Source organism: Mammaliicoccus sp. J-M41 (assembly GCF_022385935.1).
In the GTDB taxonomy this organism is placed as follows: Bacteria; Bacillota; Bacilli; order Staphylococcales; family Staphylococcaceae; genus Mammaliicoccus; species Mammaliicoccus sciuri_A.
Genome location: NZ_JAJNIR010000028.1, coordinates 1 through 24,143, shown reverse-complemented (window position 1 = coordinate 24,143; position 24,143 = coordinate 1). Strand labels below are relative to the sequence as shown.

At 34.9% G+C, this 24,143-nt stretch carries 21 protein-coding genes, 1 tRNA gene and 1 riboswitch; of the genes, 8 read left to right on the top strand and 14 right to left on the bottom strand.

Translation table 11 applies throughout. From position 1 onward, the window contains the following. Positions 1-12: 12 nt before the first annotated feature. Positions 13-1,449 carry a PTS system trehalose-specific EIIBC component gene (gene treP / locus LQ686_RS10435; RefSeq protein ID WP_025906102.1) on the bottom strand — a complete coding sequence of 479 codons (1,437 nt, stop codon included), beginning with the start codon at positions 1,447-1,449 and terminating at the stop codon, positions 13-15. Between the two features lie 119 nt (positions 1,450-1,568). Here treP and LQ686_RS10430 point away from each other — a divergent pair, with 119 nt between their 5' ends. Next, a complete protein-coding gene (locus LQ686_RS10430; protein WP_107572937.1) occupies positions 1,569-2,315 on the top strand; it encodes a serine hydrolase in 747 nt (248 codons plus the stop codon). On the opposite strand, the gene LQ686_RS10425 is transcribed toward LQ686_RS10430, so the two are convergent. The 6 genes from LQ686_RS10425 to gltB all read right to left on the bottom strand — a co-directional run bounded on the left by LQ686_RS10425 (position 2,304) and on the right by gltB (position 11,851). Next, complete coding sequence (locus LQ686_RS10425) at positions 2,304-3,212, bottom strand: C40 family peptidase (protein WP_103361483.1); 909 nt, start codon at positions 3,210-3,212, stop codon at positions 2,304-2,306. The genes LQ686_RS10430 and LQ686_RS10425 overlap by 12 nt on opposite strands. Next, positions 3,209-4,309, bottom strand: a complete 1,101-nt coding sequence (locus LQ686_RS10420) for a dipeptide epimerase (RefSeq protein ID WP_107565113.1) — start codon at positions 4,307-4,309, stop codon at positions 3,209-3,211. The genes LQ686_RS10425 and LQ686_RS10420 overlap by 4 nt, the downstream gene beginning before the upstream one ends. A 12-nt stretch (positions 4,310-4,321) precedes the next feature. After that, complete coding sequence (locus LQ686_RS10415; RefSeq protein ID WP_107591058.1) at positions 4,322-5,245, bottom strand: S66 peptidase family protein; 924 nt, start codon at positions 5,243-5,245, stop codon at positions 4,322-4,324. A gap of 486 nt (positions 5,246-5,731) precedes the next feature. After that, positions 5,732-5,824: transfer RNA gene (locus LQ686_RS10410), tRNA-Ser, on the bottom strand. 60 nt (positions 5,825-5,884) lie between these two features. After that, positions 5,885-7,342 (bottom strand): glutamate synthase subunit beta, encoded by a 1,458-nt coding sequence (locus LQ686_RS10405; RefSeq protein WP_025906111.1) that lies wholly within the window; start codon positions 7,340-7,342, stop codon positions 5,885-5,887. 15 nt (positions 7,343-7,357) lie between these two features. Next, positions 7,358-11,851, bottom strand: coding sequence for a glutamate synthase large subunit (gltB, locus tag LQ686_RS10400; RefSeq protein ID WP_239733317.1), 4,494 nt, complete (start codon positions 11,849-11,851; stop codon positions 7,358-7,360). A gap of 142 nt (positions 11,852-11,993) precedes the next feature. Between gltB and gltC the strand changes: the two genes are divergently transcribed. The 4 genes from gltC to LQ686_RS10380 all read left to right on the top strand — a co-directional run bounded on the left by gltC (position 11,994) and on the right by LQ686_RS10380 (position 15,452). Beyond that, positions 11,994-12,881 carry a glutamate biosynthesis transcriptional regulator GltC gene (gltC, locus tag LQ686_RS10395; RefSeq protein WP_107565117.1) on the top strand — a complete coding sequence of 296 codons (888 nt, stop codon included), beginning with the start codon at positions 11,994-11,996 and terminating at the stop codon, positions 12,879-12,881. Between the two features lie 16 nt (positions 12,882-12,897). Continuing rightward, on the top strand, positions 12,898-13,509 hold the full coding sequence (locus LQ686_RS10390; protein ID WP_103361478.1) for a DNA-3-methyladenine glycosylase: 612 nt from the start codon (positions 12,898-12,900) through the stop codon (positions 13,507-13,509). A gap of 69 nt (positions 13,510-13,578) precedes the next feature. Beyond that, positions 13,579-14,694, top strand: a complete 1,116-nt coding sequence (locus LQ686_RS10385) for a YibE/F family protein (RefSeq protein WP_239733316.1) — start codon at positions 13,579-13,581, stop codon at positions 14,692-14,694. Beyond that, positions 14,694-15,452, top strand: coding sequence for a YibE/F family protein (locus tag LQ686_RS10380; RefSeq protein ID WP_239733315.1), 759 nt, complete (start codon positions 14,694-14,696; stop codon positions 15,450-15,452). Before LQ686_RS10385 ends, LQ686_RS10380 begins: the two co-directional genes overlap by 1 nt. Before the next feature lie 144 nt (positions 15,453-15,596). Here LQ686_RS10380 and LQ686_RS10375 read toward each other — a convergent pair whose 3' ends face one another. After that, on the bottom strand, positions 15,597-16,526 hold the full coding sequence (locus LQ686_RS10375) for a VOC family protein (protein WP_103361475.1): 930 nt from the start codon (positions 16,524-16,526) through the stop codon (positions 15,597-15,599). A 122-nt stretch (positions 16,527-16,648) separates the two neighbouring features. Next, complete coding sequence (locus LQ686_RS10370) at positions 16,649-17,407, bottom strand: nucleotidyltransferase domain-containing protein (RefSeq protein ID WP_239733313.1); 759 nt, start codon at positions 17,405-17,407, stop codon at positions 16,649-16,651. A gap of 128 nt (positions 17,408-17,535) precedes the next feature. Here LQ686_RS10370 and LQ686_RS10365 point away from each other — a divergent pair, with 128 nt between their 5' ends. Continuing rightward, a complete protein-coding gene (locus LQ686_RS10365; RefSeq protein WP_103361473.1) occupies positions 17,536-18,696 on the top strand; it encodes an MFS transporter in 1,161 nt (386 codons plus the stop codon). Positions 18,697-18,740: 44 nt separating this feature from the next. Here LQ686_RS10365 and LQ686_RS10360 read toward each other — a convergent pair whose 3' ends face one another. The 3 genes from LQ686_RS10360 to LQ686_RS10350 all read right to left on the bottom strand — a co-directional run bounded on the left by LQ686_RS10360 (position 18,741) and on the right by LQ686_RS10350 (position 22,163). Further along, a complete protein-coding gene (locus tag LQ686_RS10360; protein ID WP_103361472.1) occupies positions 18,741-19,811 on the bottom strand; it encodes an NAD/NADP octopine/nopaline dehydrogenase family protein in 1,071 nt (356 codons plus the stop codon). 116 nt (positions 19,812-19,927) lie between these two features. Next, positions 19,928-21,133: an ornithine--oxo-acid transaminase gene (gene rocD, locus LQ686_RS10355; protein ID WP_103361471.1), complete on the bottom strand. Its 1,206-nt coding sequence runs from the start codon at positions 21,131-21,133 to the stop codon at positions 19,928-19,930. 133 nt (positions 21,134-21,266) lie between these two features. After that, the gene (locus tag LQ686_RS10350) at positions 21,267-22,163 is read right to left on the bottom strand and encodes a TIGR01777 family oxidoreductase (protein WP_239733312.1); all 897 of its coding nucleotides are present in this window, start codon (positions 22,161-22,163) and stop codon (positions 21,267-21,269) included. Between the two features lie 85 nt (positions 22,164-22,248). Here LQ686_RS10350 and LQ686_RS10345 point away from each other — a divergent pair, with 85 nt between their 5' ends. Beyond that, positions 22,249-22,701 carry a GNAT family N-acetyltransferase gene (locus tag LQ686_RS10345; RefSeq protein ID WP_048540280.1) on the top strand — a complete coding sequence of 151 codons (453 nt, stop codon included), beginning with the start codon at positions 22,249-22,251 and terminating at the stop codon, positions 22,699-22,701. 12 nt (positions 22,702-22,713) lie between these two features. Here LQ686_RS10345 and LQ686_RS10340 read toward each other — a convergent pair whose 3' ends face one another. After that, positions 22,714-23,028, bottom strand: a complete 315-nt coding sequence (locus tag LQ686_RS10340) for a DMT family transporter (protein ID WP_037589390.1) — start codon at positions 23,026-23,028, stop codon at positions 22,714-22,716. A gap of 1 nt (position 23,029) precedes the next feature. Continuing rightward, positions 23,030-23,353, bottom strand: a complete 324-nt coding sequence (locus tag LQ686_RS10335) for a DMT family transporter (protein WP_025906137.1) — start codon at positions 23,351-23,353, stop codon at positions 23,030-23,032. A 48-nt stretch (positions 23,354-23,401) separates the two neighbouring features. Continuing rightward, positions 23,402-23,501, bottom strand: a riboswitch (guanidine-I (ykkC/yxkD leader). A 138-nt stretch (positions 23,502-23,639) separates the two neighbouring features. On the opposite strand from LQ686_RS10335, the gene LQ686_RS10330 reads away from it, so the two are divergent. Beyond that, a complete protein-coding gene (locus LQ686_RS10330) occupies positions 23,640-23,975 on the top strand; it encodes a helix-turn-helix domain-containing protein (RefSeq protein ID WP_025906138.1) in 336 nt (111 codons plus the stop codon). Positions 23,976-24,143: the final 168 nt, after the last annotated feature.

The window sequence follows — 24,143 nt, the reverse complement described above, 5'->3', positions numbered from 1 at the left end:
TATTTATATATATTATTCTTGAACCATTTCTTTAGCTTTTTCATTAGCAAAGTTTGAAAGCACAATCGTTAGTATAGCTGGTAATACTACCGCAATCAATGTCGCAATACCGAACACACCCCAATATTCTCTTTGAATAGAGATAATTGCAGGTACACCGCCTACACCTACGCTACCTAACACTTTATTAGCACCAATAAACGCACCTAGTAAACTAGACGAAATAATTGCTGCAAAGAACGGATATTTCAATGGTAAGTTGACACCGAACATTGCTGGCTCAGTTACACCTAAGAATGCTGAAATACCAGATGTAGCCGCTAAACCTTGTTCTTTAACCATTTTACGTTGTTTGTATACTACCCAAGCGCCGAACGCTGCTGAACCTTGACAAATATTAGATATTGCCACAATTGGCCATAAATACGTGCCGCCTAAAGGACTTCCCATGAGTTGGAAATCTACCGCTAAGAACATATGGTGTAATCCTGTAATAACAAGAGGTGCATAGAATAATCCATACACTGCGCCACCTAACCAGCCAGCAGTTTCGAAAATTGCTTTAATACCATTTGTAATTAACGTACCTAACTCTAACGCCAATGGACCAATAACGATAAATGCTAAAAATCCAGTAATTAATAACGCTACAGGACCTACTACAAGCATTTTAATAGAATCATGTACACGTTTAGCTAAGAATTTCTCAATAATAGATAATATCCAAGTTGCAAATAATATCGGTAATACTTGACCTTGATAGTTTAATTGCTTAATTTCTAAACCAAATATGTGCCATACAGGAATTTCACTCGATTTACCGCCACCTAAATCATACTGAGAAGCAAGTTGCGGATGTAACAAGATTAGACCTAATACTAAACCTAGAATTGGGCTACCACCAAATACACGCATAGCTGACCAACCAATTAAAGCTGGCAAGAAGATAAATGCGGTACTTGCGATAACGTTAATGATGTTTGCAAAGTCTGCAAGCCATGCATATTGTTCAACAAGTGGCTTAGCGCCAAATAAATTTTCTGCTGTTAATACATTGTTTAAACCTAATAGTAAACCTGCTGTTACGATTGCAGGTAAGATTGGAATGAATACATCACCCAATAATTTAATTAAACGTTGAAATGGATTCATCTTCTGTTCAGAAGCTTTCTTCACATCATCTTTCGAACTTTCTTCAACACCTGTTTCTTGTTGGAAAATTTCATAAGCCTCATCAACAGTTCCCGGTCCAATTACAATTTGAAATTGGTTGTTTGCTGAGAAGGACCCCTTCACTAAATCTATTTGATCTAATGCATCTTTATTTACTTTACTTTCATCATTTAATACAAGTCTTAACCGTGTCACACAGTGGGTTGCAGCATTTACATTGTCTTGCCCACCAATAGCATCAATAATCTGCTTTACATCTTCTCTATTCACAGCCATTAAACTCACTCCCCTAACTTTATTTAGTTGAATTATAACTTGTATATACAAGTATGTAAAGGCTTACAATTAATATTATATAAATAATGTAGTATGATTGTGTAAAGGAGGTTTTTCATATGTCTTTTTTAACACATGAATATATCGATCATGACAACGTTGCACTCGATTTTGCAAAAGGAGATTCTATCATTTTCACAAACCATCACCACGAAAAAATATTTGAATCAGCAAGTTTAATTAAATTGCCTATTATGATTTATATTTATGAAAGCACGACTCAAGAAGATAGAAAAGCACTCGTTCAAATCAATCATAAAGTTGGCGGCAGTGGCGTTCTAAAAAATATGACTATCGATCAACTGAGCGTTCAAGATTTAATCTACTTAATGATCGTTGTTTCGGACAATACGGCAACGAATACATTAATCGATCATTTCGGACTTCAACACATTAACTTATTTATTCAGAAAACATTGCAATGTGAACAAACGCAGTTAAATCGTTATATGATGGATGCAGTAGCTATAAGTGAAGGTAAACAGAATACAACGTCTTCTCAAGATATGATTCGTATACTACGCTTTATTGCAGAACATAAACATCATCAAGACATGATGAACATCATGAATGACCAACATTTAAACGATAAAGTTTCAATCTATCGATCTTTTTACGAAGATACGCTTAATTTTTACACTAAGACAGGTGAGTACGACAACGTTGTCAATGATGTAGGTATTATCCAACATGAAGGCGAGCTATATTATTATTGTTTCTTATCCAACACAAATAAACCCAAAAAGGCGATCGATTTCTCTCACCAATTTGGGTCATATATTATTCAATCTATACTAGATATTTGATAATCGGGCAGCTTTAGCTAATATCTTTTGATAATAACTACCTGATAACTTAATGATTTCGATACTTTTCGGTGTATGCGGCGCATGGATCATCATGTCTTCTCCCATGTATATGCCAACATGTGATAAAAAGCCTTTATCTTCTGGTTTACTGAAGAACAGTAAATCACCTGGCAAAAAGTCATGTGATGCTATCGAAATATCCGTCATTGCTTCATATTGTTCATCAGCATCTCTGGGGATGTGGAAGTTTTGACTTTTGTACATTTGGAAACATAATCCTGAACAATCATAGCCATAACTAGACATCCCTCCCCATAAATAAGGTAAGTCTAAAAAGCGCTTCGCATTTTCAATGACACCTGCCATCGTGCCAATTTCAAATGCACCAGATTCATCACTGAATTCTACATCATTCGCACTAATGAGCCCTTTGCCTTCAGGTGTATCAACTTCAATAAAAGGCTCATCTTTCTTAATAATAGGTAAAATCGTATTAAATGACAGAATTTGTTTCGTAGTAAAATCTAAATTAAACAATGTCGTCTTAGGTACATTAACACGAAGGCGCGGATGTGTATCGTACGCCTTCATCTCACCTAATTGACTCGTCGGAATAAATCCTGGATATCCCTTTGGATTCTGTTTAGACGGTTGCTCTAAACAGATAACGTAACTCCAGCCATCTTGTTCTTCTACGACTTCTACTTTTTCGCCATAAAGAATTTGCGTATCTATTCTACTATCTTCCGTAAAAGATAATTTCTGTTCTAAATTAAGTTCAAGTAACCAACGTTGAATATCTGCTGGGTACATGATACCGTCTCTATCAATTTCTCTAGCTTTATCAAAGCTTCTCCATATTGTTCCGACATTTACTCTGCAATATTTAATCATGAGCTCACCTTCTTATATAAAGATTCACGATCTATTCCTAACCCTGTACCTTCTGAAACGGTTACTTTAGCACCTTCATAAGTAATACCGCCTTCAACTTGTCGCTCAACTACCATTAAAGGCGCATCAAAATCAACACGATTCACTTGTTCTGCTGCCAAACTAAAATGTAAAGCCGCCGTAACGGACACATGTGTTTCCATCATACATCCAACCATGCAAGGTATCGCTTCACCTTTAGCAATATCATGTATTTTTAAAGCTTGATGAATACCACCAGTCTTCATCAGTTTAATATTCCATATATTTGTCGCACCAACTTCTACAAGTCTCTCTGCATCATGTATACTAAACAATCCTTCATCTACCATTAAAGGTATTTTGAATTCTTGAGATAGCGCACCTAGTACCTTATACTCATATCTCCCTACAGGTTGTTCAATACTCTCAATATTCAAATCTGCTTCATCAAAATGTTTCAATGCATGACGCGCACCTTTTTCATCCCATGCTTGGTTTGCATCCGCACTTAAAATAACCTCACTTGGTAAAGAAGATCGTAATGCTTGTAATCTATTTAAATCTGTTGAGACATCATCTTTACCCACTTTTATCTTCAAATGGTTAAAGCCATCTTCTACATATCGCAAACCATCTTCTACCATTTCGTCAGCATCATTTAAACTTACGGTATAACACGTTTCTAACGATTTATTTCCCGGGTTATGATTGATATATTGATATAAAGGCAATTCTGCTTCTTGTGCTAATAAGTCATAAAGTGCGATATCTATTGCAGCTTTAGCACTTGTATTACCTACTATGACTTGATGAATTTCATCTAGTAAGTCTTTCGTTAATGGTCGGTTAATTAATAATGGCTTAAAGACCTCTTCAATCGCAGCTTCTATACCACCTTTTGTATCACCGGTAATAACATATGTAGGTACTGCTTCACCAACACCTATAACATCTTCATAATTCGTTTCAATAAATACATATATACTTTCAATAACCTCTACTGTTCTCAGTGCTGTTTTAAAAGGTTTCTTCAAAGGTGTTTCATATCTATAGTATTTTATATCTGTTATAAACATATAACTTCCCCTTTATTCTATAATTACACCTGACGCTATATTTAACACTTTCTTGTCCACATCTAATGTGGCTTCTGTTCCAAACGGTATCGCAAAATGTGGTGTGCAATGCCCGATATCCAAATCATATGCTGCCGGTTTATTTAATGGCGTTATAAAATCATCTAACACTTCTTTCATCGTTAAAGATTTTTTTGGGTTTTTAGGCTCGCTATCTGTGAATGGCCCGAAAATAAATCCAGAAGCATCATCTAACTTGCCAGCAGATTTGAGTTGTTGTAAAAATCCATCTACCTTATAAGGCACTTCCCCAATATCTTCTATAAATAAAATTTTGCCCTTAGTGTCGATTTCATATGGTGTTCCTAAACTTGAAACAAGTAAAGATAAACAACCACCAACAATTTCTCCTTCAACGCGACCACCAACCAACGATTTAAACGTTAATTGATCTGTAGGATAAGACACAGCTTCACCATTAAATAACTGCTCAAAGCTCCCAATAGAAATCTCATTATATGTATCGCCTATATCAGATGCGATCATAGGACCTTGAAACGTTACCAATCCCGTTTGTTGTCTAATAGCATTATGTAAGCATGTTATATCACTGTATCCCCATATAATTTTAGGATGTGCTTTTACAAGATTATAATCAATACGCTCTACAATTCTAGGTGTACCATAACCACCGCAAGCACATATAATACCTTTCACTTCATCATCTTCTAACATGTCATGCAAACTATCTAATCGTTCATCATCCGTTCCCGCCAAATGACCATGAACGCGGTCTATATTTTTCGCTAGTTTAAACCGAATACCATATTTCTCTTCTAAAAGTTTCAACCCGTTCTTTAAATGCTTTTGGTTTGGCGGACTCGCTAATGCTACAACACCCACCACATCTCCTCTATTTAATCCCTTTGCTTTCATTAAGACACGACCTTTTATCAGAATATTCTTATATTATAGCAAAGTTGTTATCCATTTGTGAAAACAAAAGAAATTGTCATAAACGCATGACGCTATGATGTTAGACATATGCGCGAGTTAGGTTGGAGTTAGGTTGGAGCCCAGTCCGAGTAACTTCCATTATTTCGAATTCTGGTAATTAGAGTTCGCTCACTTAGAGACACTTCTCAGAATTATGTCCCTAACAACGCCTCTTACGGACATTTCTCGGAATTATGTCCCTAACAGCACCTCTTACGGACATTTCTCGGAATTCCGTCCCTAACAACGCCTGACATATACTTCTACCCCCTTTATTTCCACCTGCAATATTCCCACCTACAACTCAATCTCCACTCCGCGCCCAATTCTACATCCAACCACAATATTTTTTCACAACAAAAAAACACTGCCCACAAAAGTGGACAGTGTTCATTATATATATAGTCTTGGATATTTTAAAAATAATGGCGGAGGAAGAGGGATTCGAACCCCCGCGAGCCGTTAAGCCCCTGTCGGTTTTCAAGACCGATCCCTTCAGCCGGACTTGGGTATTCCTCCAAATAAGACATTATTTATCTTATAACATGCCATTACTGATGTCAACAAAAATCACAAAATTTAAATTGTAATTTTTTTCTTTAAGGATTCATCTACAGCTTTTGCGACTGCACGACCTTCTTTTATTGCCCAAACGACTAAACTTTGACCTTTTCTTGCATCTCCAGCTACAAATACTTTATCTTGATTTGTTCTGAAGTCTTTTTCATTTGCTACGATTTTATTTCGTTCTGTCTTTAAGTTGAATGAATGTGGTACTAAATGTTCTGTACCTTCAAAACCAATTGATAATAGGACTAAATCTGCTGGCCAATGACGTTCTGTACCTTCGACAATCACCATTCCGTCTTCAGTTTCTTCTAACACTTGCGTATAAAGACCGCGAATATTACCATTTTCATCAACATCGTAACGCATTGTTTGAATACCATATGCTCTTGGTTCGAATCCGAATTTTTCACGATATTCTTTATGCGCATAGTCTAACTTGAAAATTGGCATTGGTAATGGCCATGCTGTATTTTGTTCCATTTTATCTGTTAGTCTTACATATTTATTAAATTGAACGACTGATTTACAGTCATCTCTTAATGCTGTTGCTACGCAGTCAGCACCTGTATCACCCGCACCGATTACAATCACATTTTTACCTTTTGCTGTTATAGTTGGTTCGTCAATTTCTCCCATTTGTAATTGTGTTTGCTCTGTTAAATATTCCATCGCAAAATGTATACCGAAGCTCATACGTCCTTCTAATGGTAGGTCTCGTCCTTTTTGTGAGCCTGTACAAACAATAATTGCATCATACTGTTCATCTAGTTCCTCTTTCGTGATGTCTTTCCCCACATTAACATCTGTTTTAAAGACGATACCCGCTTCTTCCATTAGTTTCACACGGCGTTCGATAACTTCTTTATCTAATTTCATACTTGGTATGCCGTACATAAGCAAACCACCTGGACGATGGTTACGCTCATATACAGTCACATTATAGCCAAGTAAATTTAATTCTTCTGCAGCTGTTAAGCCTGCTGGACCACTACCGATAATGGCAACTTTTTCTTCTAAGCGATGCTCAGGAAACTTAGGTTTCACAAGCCCCATATCATACGCTTCATCTATTATTGTACGTTCTATCCCTTTGATAGCGACTGAATCATTATTAATCGCTAAGACACATGAAGATTCACATGGCGCAGGACATACACGACCTGTAAATTCAGGAAAGTTATTAGTTTCCGATAATCTTGCATATGCTTCTTCATAATCTTTGCGATACACTAAGTCGTTCCACTCTGGTATATAGTTACCTATTGGACAACCTATTGTATCTCTACCGAATGATGAGCCTGTTTGACAAAATGGTGTTCCACAATCCATACAACGCGCACCTTGTGTAGCTGCGTCTTCTTTAGTAAAACGTTGTTGGAATGCGTCATATCCTTTAATTCTATCTTTTAACGGCAACTCATCAAGTTGTTGCTTAGGATACTTCATAAAACCTTTAAATTCACCCATAATATGCCCTCCTTCTTAATATACCGAAGCCCGTTCTTCTTCATCACCAATAGATTTTCGATCATCAAAGAATGCATTTAACAGTGCATCTTCTTCGTTTTCAAGTTTGTGTAGTGAAATCTTCTGCATCATAAGTTTGTAGTCTTTCGGAATCACTTTAACTACTTTGTCTACAATTGTGTCAAATGACGCTAGCACTGCTTGTGCTTTTTTACTATTTGTATATCGAACATGTTCTTCTAACATATGTCTTAAATTCGCAATTTCATCTGGATCTTTTAATGTCTCAAACTCTAAAGTGTCAAGTTCATTATCTTTTTTGAATGCTTCAACATCTGTTGGCAATGCGTAACATACACCACCACTCATACCTTGACCAAAGTTACGTCCTACATCACCTAAAATGACGACACGTCCACCAGTCATGTATTCTAAACCGTGGTCGCCGACACCTTCAACAACGACGTTTACGCCACTATTTCTTACACAGAAACGTTCACCAGCTCTACCGTTAATATAAGATGTTCCACTTGTCGCACCGTAGAAACAAACATTACCGACGATAATATTATCTTCTCTATCTTCGTTAGGTGCGTTTAAGATCAATTTACCTCCGGATAATCCTTTACCAAAGTAATCGTTAGCGTCACCAGTATGATGTAACGTCATACCTTTAGGCGTGAATGCACCATAACTTTGTCCAGCATGTTTAAATGTCTTAACACTTATTGTATCTTCTGGTAAACCAGGTTCACCGTGCACTTCCGTAATATAACTACCTGTAATAACACCAACATCTCTTTCAGTATTTCGAACGTTATAACTACCAACAAATTTTTCACCATGATCGATTGATGCTTTTGCATCTTCATATAATTTCGTTAAGTCGAAGCCGACATCAAGGTGATGATTTTGATTCATGGAGCGGTATCTTTCACCTTCATTTACAAATAAAAGTGCCTCTAAATCAAGTTCTCTCGCTTTAGGATGAGAGTAATATCTGTTTGATACTGATAACAAGTCCGTTCTACCTACAAGTTCGTCCATTGTTTTTAAGCCTAATGAAGCTAGAATCTCTCTTATTTCCTCGGCAATAAAATACATGAAGTTTACGATGTGATCTGCTTTACCTGTATATAATTTTCTTAAGTCACCATTTTGAGTCGCAATACCAACCGGGCATGTATCTTTATGACATACTCTCATCATAATACAGCCAAGCACGACTAAAGGTGCTGTCGCAAATGCAAACTCTTCTGCACCTAACGCACAAGCGAGTGCAACGTCACGACCAGTCATTAATTTACCGTCAGTTTCTAACGTTACACGTGAACGAAGACCGTTTAACATAAGTGTCTGATGTGTTTCAGATAAACCAATCTCCCAAGGTAAACCAGCATGTTGAATACTCGTCTTAGGTGATGCACCTGTACCACCGTCATATCCACTGATGACAATTTTGTCGGCAAAAGCTTTTGCAACACCTGCTGCAATTGTACCTACGCCAGATTTAGAAACGAGCTTAACACTGATGTCTGCTTTTCTATTTGCATTCTTTAAGTCATGAATTAGTTGTGCTAAGTCCTCAATAGAATATATATCATGGTGAGGTGGTGGCGAAATTAATCCTACACCCGGTGTTGAACCACGTACTTCAGCTACCCACGGATAAACTTTTGTACCAGGTAATTGTCCACCTTCACCAGGTTTAGCACCTTGTGCGACTTTAATTTGAATTTCTTTAGCATGTTGTAAGTAATCGCTCGTTACACCAAAGCGACCTGATGCGACTTGCTTAATAGCACTCATATAATTTGTGCCATCCGGCTTAATAATAAAGCGTTCTGGATTTTCTCCACCTTCACCGCTATTACTACGTCCACCAATTCTATTCATTGCTTCTGCTAAAGTTTGATGCGCTTCTTGAGAAATAGAACCGAAGCTCATTGCACCTGTCTTAAAGCGTTTCACAATTTGGTCAGCAGATTCTACATCTTTTAAATCAATAGTGCGATCTGATTTAAAATCAAGTAAGTTTCTTAAGTGACTCATACGTTCACTATCTGCAGCTTCAGAATATTCTTTAAACATTTCAAAATTATTATCTCTACATGCATGTTGTAATAAATGAATTGTTTTAGGGTTGAATGCATGATATTCACCTTGTTGACGCCATTGGAAAGTACTACCTGAATTTAAATATTTAATCTGTTCAGATTGTCTCGCTTTATTCTCTTTATCAATCGTATCAATTGATATACCAGAAAGTTTAGACGGTGTACCTGTAAAGTATTGATCGATAACATCTTTACCTAACCCAATTGCTTCAAATATTTGTGCACCTTGATAACTTTGAACAGTTGAAATACCCATTTTAGCCATTACTTTAATGACACCAGCTGATAACGTTTGACTAAATGTATCAATATTTTGTTCAACTGTACCTTCAAGACGTCCCGCAGCAGTTAAGTCTTCAATCGTATAATGTGCTAAGTATGGCACAACAGCATTGGCACCATATCCTATTAATGTAGCTAAATGATGCACTTCACGACACTCACCAGAATATGCCACAATACTTGTATCTAAACGTTGACCCGTTCTAATCAAGTGTTGATGAATGTGACTAACCGCTAATAATATCGGCATTGCAAACGCCGCTTCTAAATCTTCAACAGACTCATCTTCTAAGACAATAATCTCAGCACCGTTTTTAACGGCTTTTGAAACAGTTTGCCCTAAGTCATCTAGTGCTTCTTTAAGTGAACCTGTGTAAGTTGTCGGAATCACCGCAACATTAAATTCACTATCTTGAATTTGCTCAAGTTGCGCTTTCGATAATACTGGATGATTTAATTGAATTCTTCTCGTGTTATCTTGATGCGGTTGTAACAAGTTACCTTCTTTACCTAAGTAAACCAATTCACTTGTAACAATTTTCTCTCTATATGAGTCAATAGGTGGGTTTGTTACTTGTGCAAAATGTTGTTTAAAGTAATTAAACAACGATTCTGGTCTCGTACTCAACACGGCAACTGGCGTATCAAAGCCCATCGCACCAATTGGATCTTTCTTCTCACTCACGAGTTCTGACATATATTTATTGATTTCTTCTTTTGTATATCCGAAACGACGTTGTAATTGGAATAATTTCTCTTCTTCAACATGTGAAGGTGTCGCCACTGTATCATTTACGTTTAACGCTTTATGGCTTACCCACTCATCATATGGATATTCACTTGCGATACGTTGTTTTAATTCATCATTTTCGATAACTTTATTCTCTTTAAAATCCACTAATAAAAGTTTACCTGGGTTGAGTTGCCCTTTATAAACAACATGTTCTTCTTCAACGTCAATAACGCCTACTTCTGAAGAAAATATAATTTCATTTGAATCTGTAATTGTGTAACGACCAGGTCTTAAACCATTACGGTCTGTTAATGCACCAAGTTTATCTCCATCACAGAAACTAATCATTGTCGGACCATCCCAAGGTTCCATTAAATAACTGTAATATTCATAGAATGCTCTAATTTTAGGATCTTGTGTTTCGTTATATAACCATGGTTCAGGTATCAATAGCATTGCTGCTTGTTCTGGAGGAATGCTTAAACTTAAGAACTCTAGTGCATTATCAACGATTGATGAGTCACTTCCTGATTCATCTAACACTGTTCCAATCTTATCTTTCACATCACCAAAGATTGTTTCAATTAATCTGTCTTGTCTTGCACGCATCCAGTTAACATTACCTTTAATCGTGTTAATTTCACCATTATGCATTAATAATCTATTCGGATGCGCTCTTTTCCAACTTGGAAATGTATTCGTACTAAATCTCGAATGTACAGAACCAAATTTAGAAACATAATCTTCATCTAACAAATCAATATATAAACCTTTAATTTGGTCTGAACGCAACCAACCTTTATATACGATTGTGCGTCTAGATAAACTTGCAAAGTATAAATCTAAATCTTGTTCATCGCCATATCTTTCAATTTGTTTACGCGCAATGAATAATGAACGATCAAAGTGTTCACTTGAATGATTTTCAACAAACACTTGTTGAATACAAGGCATTGTCGCTTCAACATGTTCTGCCAATACTGACGTATCTAATGGAACATCTCTGTATCCAATAACTTTTAATCCTTCTTCTTCAAAGTACGCATTAAACTTCTTTTCATGTTCACTGCCAGCTATTTTTTCATCAGTGAAAAACATACCTACTGCGTAATGTTCTTCTTCAGGTAAATTTAATTTTAATTTTTGTTTAAAATAGAGGTGAGGGACTTCTGTCATAATACCAGCGCCATCACCAGTAATTCCGTCAGCTCCAACTCCACCTCTATGATCTAACCTACAAAGCATTTCAATTGATTTTAGTACAATTTCATGTGACCTTTTGTTGTCCATATTGGCGTAAAAGCCAATCCCGCAAGCATCATGCTCGTCCATCGAATCATATAGGCCAAGTTGTCTTCTATCTTTCTTAAATGACATACGACATCACCTCAACAATAAATTTCAGAATCTTCAATAATTGATAGTCTATATCATACTTTACAAGGACTTATCTTAACAATATATAAAATAGATGAAATATATCTAAAAATTAGATAATATAAATAATGAGGTGTTGAATATGGAGATAAAACAATTAATTTATTTTAGAGAAGTTGCTTTAAGAGAGCATATTTCAGAGGCTGCGCTCGAGCTAGAGATTGCCCAATCTGCGGTCAGTAGACAAATCGCAAATTTAGAAAAAGAATTAAACACGACGTTATTTTTAAGAGAAGGCAGAAATGTAAAATTAACGGACAGTGGCGAACTCTTACTTACACAAACAAATAGAATTTTAAATTTAATAGAAGAAACGAAAGATTTATTTATACATCAAGAACATTCAGATAGACGTTCTATTAAACTCGCTTATACAGAAAGTTATGTATCACAAGCATTACCGGCTATTATTAAGACTTACGAGCGAGATTTCAAAATAGAAGTTAGACCTATGATGATGACACCCTTAGAAATCGAAGAAGGTTTATTATCTCACCAAATAGATGTCGCGTTAAGCGAACTCACACCGAAACTTACAAACAATAAACATACTATTAAACATACACTATTCGAAGAAACATATAATTTATACGTTCATAATAACAACGATTTATCAATGAACCCTAAACCGCCTTTATCACAATTGAGCCAGCAATACATTTACCATTTCAACACATTACCTGATCAAATATCACAATTAATACGTAAACATGCATCACAGAAGACTTACCCGATTTCAAATTTTGCATTATTACGACAAACATTACTATCTGAAAAAGGCGTACTCATCGTGCCAGATTATTTAAGTAATGGCATTGAAAATGAACAACTTACAAAAATCCCGTTAACACATACCGAACTTAAAAGAACGATTAACATTGTTTATCAAGACAATAATCAAAACAGTAAATTGAAGACTTTTATTGAACATACACGTTCTTTATTACAAAGACAAGCAACGTATCATTAAGGAGGATATTTTCAAAATGGATTTTATCAATAGAACGACTGAAGAAATTGCTGCCGACTTACTTGGTGTCAAAATCATTCACGAAACAGACGATATCGTATATACAGGTTATATCGTTGAAACGGAAGCTTATATTGGTAAACACGATCAAGCAGCCCATTCGTTCAATGGCAGAAATACTAAAAGCGTGAAATCTTTGTATTGCGAAGGTGGAACGATTTATGCTCACTCTATGCACAAACAACTACTGATTAACTTTGTTACACAAGTTGAAGGTGAACCTCAAGGTGTCTTAATTAGAGCGATAGAACCTGAACATGGCATTGAGCATATGGCATTGAACCGTAACGGCAAAACAGGTATAGAATTAACTAATGGACCTGGCAAATTCACGCAAGCGATGCAAATATCTAAAGCATTAGACGGCACTAAACTCAATGCTAATTGCTTAAAAATCGATACAACAAATAGAAGATACCCTAAACAAATCGAACGATCAGCAAGAATCGGCGTCCCAAATAAGGGCATCTGGACTGACAAACCTTTACGATTCACAGTAGCAGGACATCCGTATGTCTCAAAAGCTAGAAAACGCGATTCACTTCCTTGTGCTGAAACATGGAAATAATTGAAGTACGCCACTTATGTACGTATACTATAGTATGTTCAAATCAAAGAAAAATGATGGTGGCAAAACATGAATGACAAAATCAAACAACAATTAACGAAACCATTTAATGTTGCGATACTCATATTTATTGTATGCGTTGTAATAGCCTATATATTCACCCAACACAATGCGCAATATTACAAAACACCAATTGGTCAAATTACGGATATTACACATCAATCTTCACAAACAACGATTGACCAAAATAAAAATAAAGATACGTTACATAAAGAACAAATCCATTTAGAGATTCAGAACGGCCAGCATAAAGGAGACCGCATTACGGTTCCTCATAAATACACGGACTCTTTAACGGATTCTGAGAAATACCATGTAAACGACCAAGTTCTCTTATCCTATAAAGGTAAAGAAGACACCTCTATTATAAAAGGCTTAAAACGAGATGGCGCTGTCACATTAATGACTGGTTTATTCTTATTAACTTTACTTATCGTCGGTAGAAAATCAGGACTATATTCTATTATTTCGCTCATTATTAATGTCACAGTTCTACTATTAATGATTGATTATTTCATGAAACATAATAATCATCACTTCTTTATATTAATGACGACAACAGTTATATTCTCAACAATCGTATCCTTATTGCTCGTTAGTGGCTTTAAGCGGAGAACTTTTGTTGCGATAATTTCAACTTTATTAGGTACATTTTTAAGTATTGGTATCGCTCAACTCGTCATGATGTTTACGAATGGTGACGGCGTTAAATATGAAACGATGAGTTTCTTAACGATTCAACCGACACAAATATTCCTTGCTTCTGTGCTCATAGGCTCGCTCGGCGCCGTTATGGATGTTGCCATTACGTTAACAAGTTCCTTATATGAGATTAAAGCACAACATCCTGAAATTTCATTGAAACAATTACGTCAATCGAGCACAAACATTGGTAAAGATATTATGGGTACAATGACGAACATCTTATTCTTTGCTTATTTATCTGGTAGCATTCCGATGATTATTCTTTACTTTAAAAATAGCAATACAATCACGTATACCTTATCCATGAATTGGTCATTAGAAATTACAAGAGCACTCATGGGTGGCATTGGTATTGTGATTACGATACCTATCACAATATTTGTTGCAATGATGTTCATGCAACGAGAGGAGGCTAAATAATGACGACCTTTATTTTAGCCAGTATATTACTCATTCTCATGATCATCGTTGGTGGAAAGAAAGGATTTAGATCGTTCGTAACGTTATTTTTAAACTTGCTGACGTTGTTTATTGCGTTATTACTAATCATTTATAAAGCGCCTATATTCATCGTATTAATCATATTCTGTTTAATTATTACGTGTATTAACTTGTTCTATATTAATGCATATAATACTAAGACAGTTGCTGCCTTTTTCGCGACCATTATATCTACGCTTATCTTAATAGGATTAATCTATTTCATTGTAGATATTTCAATGTTGCAAGGGTTCACTGAAGAAGAACAAGATGAAACGTATATATTTTCAATGAATGTAGGTATAAATTATGCTGAACTCATGGTATTTACAGTTGTATTAGCCGTAATCGCAGCAGTGATAGATTTAACGATATCCATTAGTTCTCCAATGTACGAACTATATGAAGCTCATCCAAAAATATCATTACAACAACTATTCAAGTCTGGCTTAACAATAGGAAGAGACATCCTATCAACAACAACCAATACAATTTATTTCGCCTATATAGGCGGACAAATCACGTTATTTTTCTGGTTTGGTAAATTAAATTACACCTTTGGCGAAATAATCAATGCTAAAATATTTGCAGCTGAAATCATAACCATATTATTAGGCGGTATTGCTGTAGGTATCGCCATTCCAATCACCTCGTTTATCACAGTGAGATTAATAAAGAAACAGCAACGTAAAATATAGATAAAAGCACCTTTTGACCGAGTCAAAAGGTGCTTTTGTTTGTATATATGAACCGCTAACGATCTTGTTTGTGTTTCTTGAGCGTTAGAATTTCTAACGATCTTGTTTTTCACTCTTGAGCGTTAGAACCCCTATATTCTACTATTAAATAGGTTCTAAATTACTTTCAATTTCTGCTCTTCTTGATTCTAAAAATCCTGGTAAGTCCAGCTGTTGTCCAAGTTGCGACACATCATCATATGGCATACCTGGTCCTTCTGTCGCAAATTCGATTAATATATGTGAATGTCTATAATATAAGCTTTTAAAGAAATCTCTATCCACTATTCCAGAATGTACAACGCCTTTTTCGTCTAATAATTCTTTAACTTTATTTAATTCTTCTTCGTCTGCTACAGATAATGCAAGATGGTGAATACTTCCTTTACCAGGTCTTTCTCTTTCACCTTCTACTTCTTTCAATATAATATCGCTATACAATCCTTCAAAATCAATCGTATATAATAGCTCGCTTTCAGAATCTACTAACTCAAAATGCAAATCATTTTCCAGGAAATTTTTCATTTCTGAAACATCATCAATTTTAAATTCTACAGGACCCATACCCATAATTTGATGTTCTTCTGGTACATCTGTGTACCTGTTATGACGCCAACTTTGCGGAACTTTACGTTCACCATTAGGTAATAACACCATTTCCAATCCTTCATGATCTCTAAAATGTAAAGCTGTCATACCGTTATAAATACCAATAGCGTCATGATCAACACCAAGCTTTTCAAAACGATCTTTCCAATAATTTAAGCTTTCTTCACTTGGTACTAACAAGCCTATTCTTGAAATAGAGTTCGTACCTTTATATGTTTGTCCCATCGGTTTAAGTTCGAAAAATGTTAAAGAAGTACCAGGCGAACCGACCTCATCACCATAGAACAAATGATACATAGAAGGGTCATCTTGATTCACTGTTTTTAAATATAAACGTAGTCCTAATTTTTCTACATAAAAATCTTTATTCAACTTAGCATCTTTCGTAAGCATCGAAATATGGTGGTGCCCTAAAATTTCTATCATAATCGTACCTCCCATTAATTTAACTACATTATACGCGCATCAGAATCATCTTTTCAAAAATTATACTCACATGTAAATATATAGACACCAGTCATAGTGACGTCACTATGACTGGTGTCTAGTTATGCATATTTTTTATATAAATAGTCGTATATTTTTTCGAATCCTTCAACCCAATATTCCTCAACCATGTCTTTAATATAGTCTTGGTAAAGATTCATATATTGAGCAACCGCTTCTCTATGCTTTATAGAATTATTACAATCATTTATATAATTTAACTTTGAATAAATATCAGCAGGCAGATGATGAGCAGCTTTTTTACCTAGAACTGCTTTCTCAGGATAATATTTATATAACAACACTTTAATTGCATGATTAAGTGCATTATCAATCATTTGAGTCGTCCATAAATATTGCCCTCTTCCAACTATGTGATCATATTGAAAGATAAACCAACAACTATCTAATGCTGAATCTATAAATACCTCTTCAGTTATACTTAAGTCTTTTTTATCATATTCCTTCAATCTACCGTTAGGGTCATACATCACTTTTATATCATCTGTTTTAGGATAATCATGTTCATGAACAATATAACAATCTATATGTAACATATCTTCAAATACACCAACGATTTGAGGGCAAATAATTTCCACTAATTCTTTATATAACAGCGGTTGATATTGCTCTAGTGCATCTACAATACTGTCATATACTTCTTCAACTTGTACATCGCGTTCTAACATGACATAAATATCTAAATCAGAATAGGCGTCATTTTCTCCTCTAGCAATAGACCCTTTTATAAATATTGATAAAACCCCATTTACCTTTTTCAAAGCAGGTACAATTTTCTCTAAAGCTATTTCGTATCTCATATTCCCACCCCTTACTTAAAAATTCAGATTATTATAATATATCACAATTACAATTGAATAATATATGCATATTTTTCGAAAAATGATTTTTTTAGCGTTATGATTATTGTTGTAGGGAGAGATACAATATGACAAGTGAACAGAAAAAGAGATCTATTTCATTATTATTAGCAGGATTCATCATTTTTTCTAGCCTTTATGTCACGCAACCGATATTTAATGGGCTTAGTCAATATTTTAACGTGTCGCTATCTGATATCAGTTTAACTTTATCAGTTTCTACTTTTATGCTTGGTATTGGTTTAATTTTAGTACCTATGCTTAACAATATTGAGAAGAAACGTATGATGTCTATTTCTGTATTACTTGTAAGTGTATTATCTATCATCAGTGTTTTCGTAACGAACTTCCATATATTTCTCGTCATTCGTGGTCTGATGGGATTAGCTTTAAGTGGTGTGCCTTCTATCGCAATGGCATATATAGCTGATGAAGTACATAAAGATAGAGTCAGTAAAGTAATGGGTTTATATGTAGCAGGAACGACCTTTGGAGGTATGTCTGGTCGTGTAGTTGTTGGTATTCTAACAGACATCGCGAATTGGCAAGTTGCGATTGCGTCACTCAGTATTCTTAATTTAATACTCGCAATATTAATGGTTATTTTATTACCAACTTCAACAGTTCAAACACCACAATGGGTATCACCGAAACAACATTTCATTAAATATGGAAAGCTATTAAAGAATCCAGCCGTTTTAAAAACAATGTCACTAGCATTTTTATTAATGGGTACCTTTGTCACAATATACAGTTATATAACGGTACGTTTCGAACATCCACCATTCTCACTCAGTGAGTCTACGATTGCCTTTATATTTATTTTATATTTAATAGGTACGTATAGCTCCATTAACTTTGGAAAACTCAGCTATAAACTTGGTATAAAAAAAGCATATGCAATCGCCATAACAATCATGATTGTAGGTATTATCCTTACATTCATAACATACTTACCAATTGATATATTAGGACTCGCCGCAATGACATTCGGATTCTTTGGCGCGCATTCCATTCAAAGTAGTTATATCGCCACATTAACCGAATCAAGCAAATCACACGCCTCAACTTTATATTTATTAGGTTATTATGTAGGATCAAGTTTATTAACAATATTAGGCGGATACGTATTCGTACAATACGCATGGATAGGTATCGGTATCTTAACACTCTTATTAACAGTAATAGCCGCAATAATTAGTAGATCATTATTTAAAAATGTCGCTTAATAAATCGAAAAAAACGCTTAGCTCGCGAATGAGCTAAGCGTTTTTTATTCCAATCCTAATTTCTCTAATCCTAATGATTCTACTGTTAAACCTTCTGTATAGAAATCTCGCTCTAATATTGTTGAAGCGATTACGATAATGGCATCTATGTTTGGTGTTGGTACGCCGATTACTTTTCCTAAGCTTGACCAGAGTACTAAACCATATGCGATATCTTCTGTTAAGTATCTATTTTCTACTTCGTTTGGTCCGTTGATTTGTGAAAATACTGGACTTGTATTGAATAATTTATTGAGTGGTTCGTCTTCATCATCATTTGATAGGTAACCGCGTTCTATTCGTGCACCTTTTGCTGTATTAAGTTCGAAACCTAATTTTCTACCTAATGATAATCTTTCCAATTCTACTGCATGCAATAACTTCACAGTATGAGGTGTAATACCTTCTTTATATAAGGCAAATTCATCTGCATAGTCTATTCTACCTACGTTTAATAATGTTGGACCCGGATGTACTTCTGGATTCCCGTTTTCTAAGTTTGTCTTCCAAAGACTTTCTTCTTTAACGATATAAGGATATAGTTCTTTAATCGTTTTAAAGCTTTCTGTTAAATAGCTTTTATCATATGTTGAGAAGTGTACTTTCTGAACATTAAGAGATAAATTCACTTCTGCTTTATCATAATCTACACGTGTCCCGTACGTTAATGTATTCAATTCAGCAAACTTTGGCATTGTTTCTATATGTTGTTTCTCTAACACATTGATAAACCTAATTGATCCCATAGCTGCTGCGATATTGAATAAGATCAATTGATCATTGTTAATAAGAGGCGCCATCGTTTTCGCATAATGTTCGATGAATGATGAAGGGATAATCATTTGTATCACTTCTGTATCTTTTAATACATACGACATATCATCACTTATGTCCGTAAACTTAACAAATGTCTTGTCACCTTCATTTATAAAATCAAAGCCACCTCGTTCAAAAGCTTTATCAAATTTATGAATAGATTGATTACGACAATATAATTTTACTTCATGTCCTTTAGATATCATGTCTAGAGCAGCGGTTACGGCACCATTACCTGAACCTACTATTGCTATTTTCATATTATCCTTCCCTTCATTGAAAATGAGTGTATATAAATATATACCCAGGAAATTTTAACATAAAAGAAAAGTGAGTAAGACATCTATTTATGCCTTACTCACTATTTATAAAAATTCTATGATTGATATTGTTTTGATTTTTCTTCTATTGTTTGTGTAATGACATTAACAATAGTATCAATGTCTTGTTCTTCAATAACGAGTGGTGGTGCTAAACGTATAATATTGCCTTGTGTTTCTTTACATAAGACACCTTGTTCATTAATACTTGATACGATTGATTGTGCTTGCTCATTAAGTTCAATACCGATAAACAACCCACGTCCTCTCACTTCTTTTATAATTGGACTATCTATTTTTTTCAAACCATTTAATAATTTTTCACCAAGTTGTTGCGAACGTTCAGGAAGCGACTCATCTATAAGTACATCCAAAGCTGCAATTGAAACAGCACATGCTAAAGGATTTCCGCCAAATGTAGAACCATGTGTACCTGGCGTTAATACTTGCATGACATCATCATTCGCTACGACCGCAGAAATAGGATAGAGACCGCCGCCTAAAGCTTTTCCTAATAAATAAATATCAGGTTCAACGCCTTCCCATTCCATCGCAAACATCTTACCTGTTCGACCTAGTCCTACTTGAATTTCGTCTGCAATCAACAGAATCTGATGTTGCTCACACAAAGCTTTAACATCTTTAATGAAATTTTCAGGTGGGATATGAACGCCACCTTCTCCTTGAATAGGTTCTAAGATGATCGCTGTTGTATTGGGTGTGATAAGAGAAGCAATTTCTTCAGCATTGCCAAATTCACAGTATTTAATATTACCTGCTAGTACACCAAAGCCTTCTTTATAACTATCGTTTGATGATAAGGATAGTGAACCAATTGTTCGACCATGAAAATTACCTTCCATCGCAATAATTTCAGCATCAAGCGCATTGATACCTTTGATATCTTGACCCCATTTCGTTGCTACTTTGATGGCAGTCTCTACCGCTTCAGTTCCAGTATTCATAGGTAAAACTTTATTTTTATTGGCTAACTTACAAATCTTCTCTTCCCAAGCACCTAAATTATCACTATACAAAGCTCTAGAAGTCATTGTAATCTTTTGACTTTGATCTAAAAATGCTTGAATAATTTTAGGATGACCATGCCCTTGATTTAGAACTGAAAATCCAGAAACACAATCAATATATGTATTGCCATCTGAATCTTTAACATGTGCACCTTTACCTTCAGTCAAAACAATATCTAATGGACTATAATTATTCGGGCTATACTTTTCTGTTAATGCGATAAACTGATTCATTGAGTACCCACCTTTATAATAAATATACTATAATTCGTATTAATATTCATTATCATACATTTATTTTGTATATAAGTCAAAAAAAAGTGACTGAGACACTACATTATGTCCCAGCCACTTCTTTAATTAATATTTATTTTAATAAATGACTAATGGCATCATCTATATATGGATACTCAAATTCAAAGTTCTGTTCTTGCAACTTTTTAGGGAATACTTTTTGTACATCTAGAATAACGGTAGACTGCTCTCCTAATAACAAGTGCAATGCAAATTTGGGTACTGGCAATAAATGTGGTCTATGAATTGCTTTCCCAATAGATTTGCCCAATTCATCTTGTTGGACTGGATGAGGACTACATAAGTTATATACACCTTTAAATTGTTCATTTTGAATAAGCGTAGTGATACCTTTTACTAAATCATCAATATGAATCCAACTCATCCATTGCTTACCCGAACCAAGTGGACCGCCAACAAAGAATTGATACGGTTTAACCATTGTAGGTAGTGCACCACCCTCACTGGATAATATAACACCAAACCGACCTATAACGACTCTCGTTCCTAATTTATCAAATAGCCATGCTGTTTGTTCCCATCTTTCTACGACAGTCGATAGAAAATCATGTGATAGAAACTGATCATACTCATCGTAAGAAACAACTTTAGACGGCGGGTAGTATCCAACTGCACTCGCATTAAACAATACTTTTGGTGCATAATTTTGCTTTTCAAAATAATCGTATAGCCGTTTAGTCGATTCAATACGACTCTTCATAATGGCTTCTTTATGCTCTGGTGTCCAACGATTGTTGAGGCTAGCACCAGCCAGGTTTATCACGATATCAATTTGAGGTAAATACTCTTCCCAACCATCTTCAGACCAATTAATATAATGCACAAACGGTTCATCTGACGTTCTATCACTTCTTGTTAATATATAAATTTCACTATCTGTATTTAAGTAATGTGCAACTAAAGCTGATCCAACTAGACCCGTTCCACCTGTCATTAATATTTTTTTCATTTTATCCCCACTTTAATTTAAGTTGTTGTATAAAATCATCTATAATAATATATACCCATTTATATAGATATTAAGGAGGTTAAATATGTTTATTAGACAAGCAACCATTTCAGATTTAAGTGAATTAGTCGAATTACGCAAAGCGCAATTAATTGATGAAGGTTCTAACCCAACACCTAATATAGATGTTGAACTTGAACAATTTTTCACGGACATGTTAACGAACAAATCACTTTATCAATTATTAGCCATTGTTGATGATAAAATTATCGCAAGTGGTGCGATTATCTATTACCCATTTCCACCATCGTTCACAAACCCTTCAGGTGAAAGAGCATACGTTACTAATATTTATACACACCCAGATTTTAGAGGACAAGGCATCGCCCAAAAAATCATTACTGAACTCATTCAAGATGTTGAATCAAGAAATATCAAAAAAATCTTCCTCGCCGCTTCTACTTTAGGCAAACCAGTATACAAAAAGCTTGGTTTCAAAGAAGTCAATGAATGGATGGAAATCAATTATGATTTATAAACTATTAAATAGTTAACTGATTAACTTCAAACCTATCGTGCTTGCTAGAATAATGCCGATAAATAATATACGTTTAAATTCTTTAGACTCCCCGTAGAATATAATACCTAATAATGCGCCACCAACAGCACCGATACCAGTCCATATTGCATAGCTCGTACTCATAGGTATTGTATTCATCGCGATGGATAAACAAATAAAGCTTAATACAAAGAATAACCCTAGTCCTAATAATGATGGAATATTATTACGTTTTGCATAAATGTTCATAAACAATACGCCTAACATTTCAAATAAACCTGCTAAAATCAATACAATCCATGCCATGTTATGCACCCTCCTCTTCACGTGTTACAAGTTTCAATCCAATGACACCTATAATTAACGTCACGATTAAAATAACTTTTCCGATAACAACAGGTTCACCAAATAATGCGAAATCTACAATGGTTACGCCGGTTGCACCTAACCCAACATATACAGCATACGAAGTGCCTACTGGTAAATATTTAGATGCATTAATTAATAAATAGAAACTTACGACAATCGCGATAACTGTCAGAATCCATTCAAATGTATTATTTGCATGTGTTAAGCCGACTACCCAACCAACTTCAAATATTGCGCCAATGATAATTTTTATCCAGTTCATTTAAATTTTCCTCCTTAAATTAAAAAGCCCGGGAAACTTATTTAATAAGTCTCCCAGGCTTTTATCCCTCCGTGTCACAAGTATTAACTTGCGGCTTTCTCTCGGTCCAGACTAACTGCTCAGTTACGGAACCCTAGAAAGCTTTTATTCGATTAGTTCGAATTATAGCAAATGAATTTTTATTGGTCAATAAAGTATCATTCGTATCTGAAAATTACAAATCACAACTTAAATCAGATATAATAGAATTAATAGATCATCATTTGAAGTGATTGAGGTGAAAGCATTGAATCAAACAGGATATCGAATTAAACAAAGAAGAGAAGAACTCGGATTTAGCACGTATAAATTAGCTAAACTGATTAATGTTAATCAGTCGACCATTTCCAGATATGAAACTGGACAAACATCTAAATTAACACCATCAGTAGTTGAAAAATTATCAATCGCACTGTCTACAACACCCGCTTACATTATGGGTTGGGTAAACGTACCAGAAGCATACGAAGATGAAGAAGATTCACAAATTATAAATGATGCCATTCAACTATTACGTGGTTTAAACAAAGAGAAAAAAAGACAAGCATTAGCATATATACAAGAAATATCTCAAAAATCATAAAGTTTAAATTAAATCAAAACCACCCGTTTAACGGGTGGTTTGTTCTGCGGCTATAAGCCTCTATTACTGACCAGCCCTAAAAGGGTTGTTTTATTTTTTCTTCTTTCGAGTTTCTTCCCCAGTAAAAGGATCTATGTACTCTATCATTGTTAACTGTTCTGCTACTAT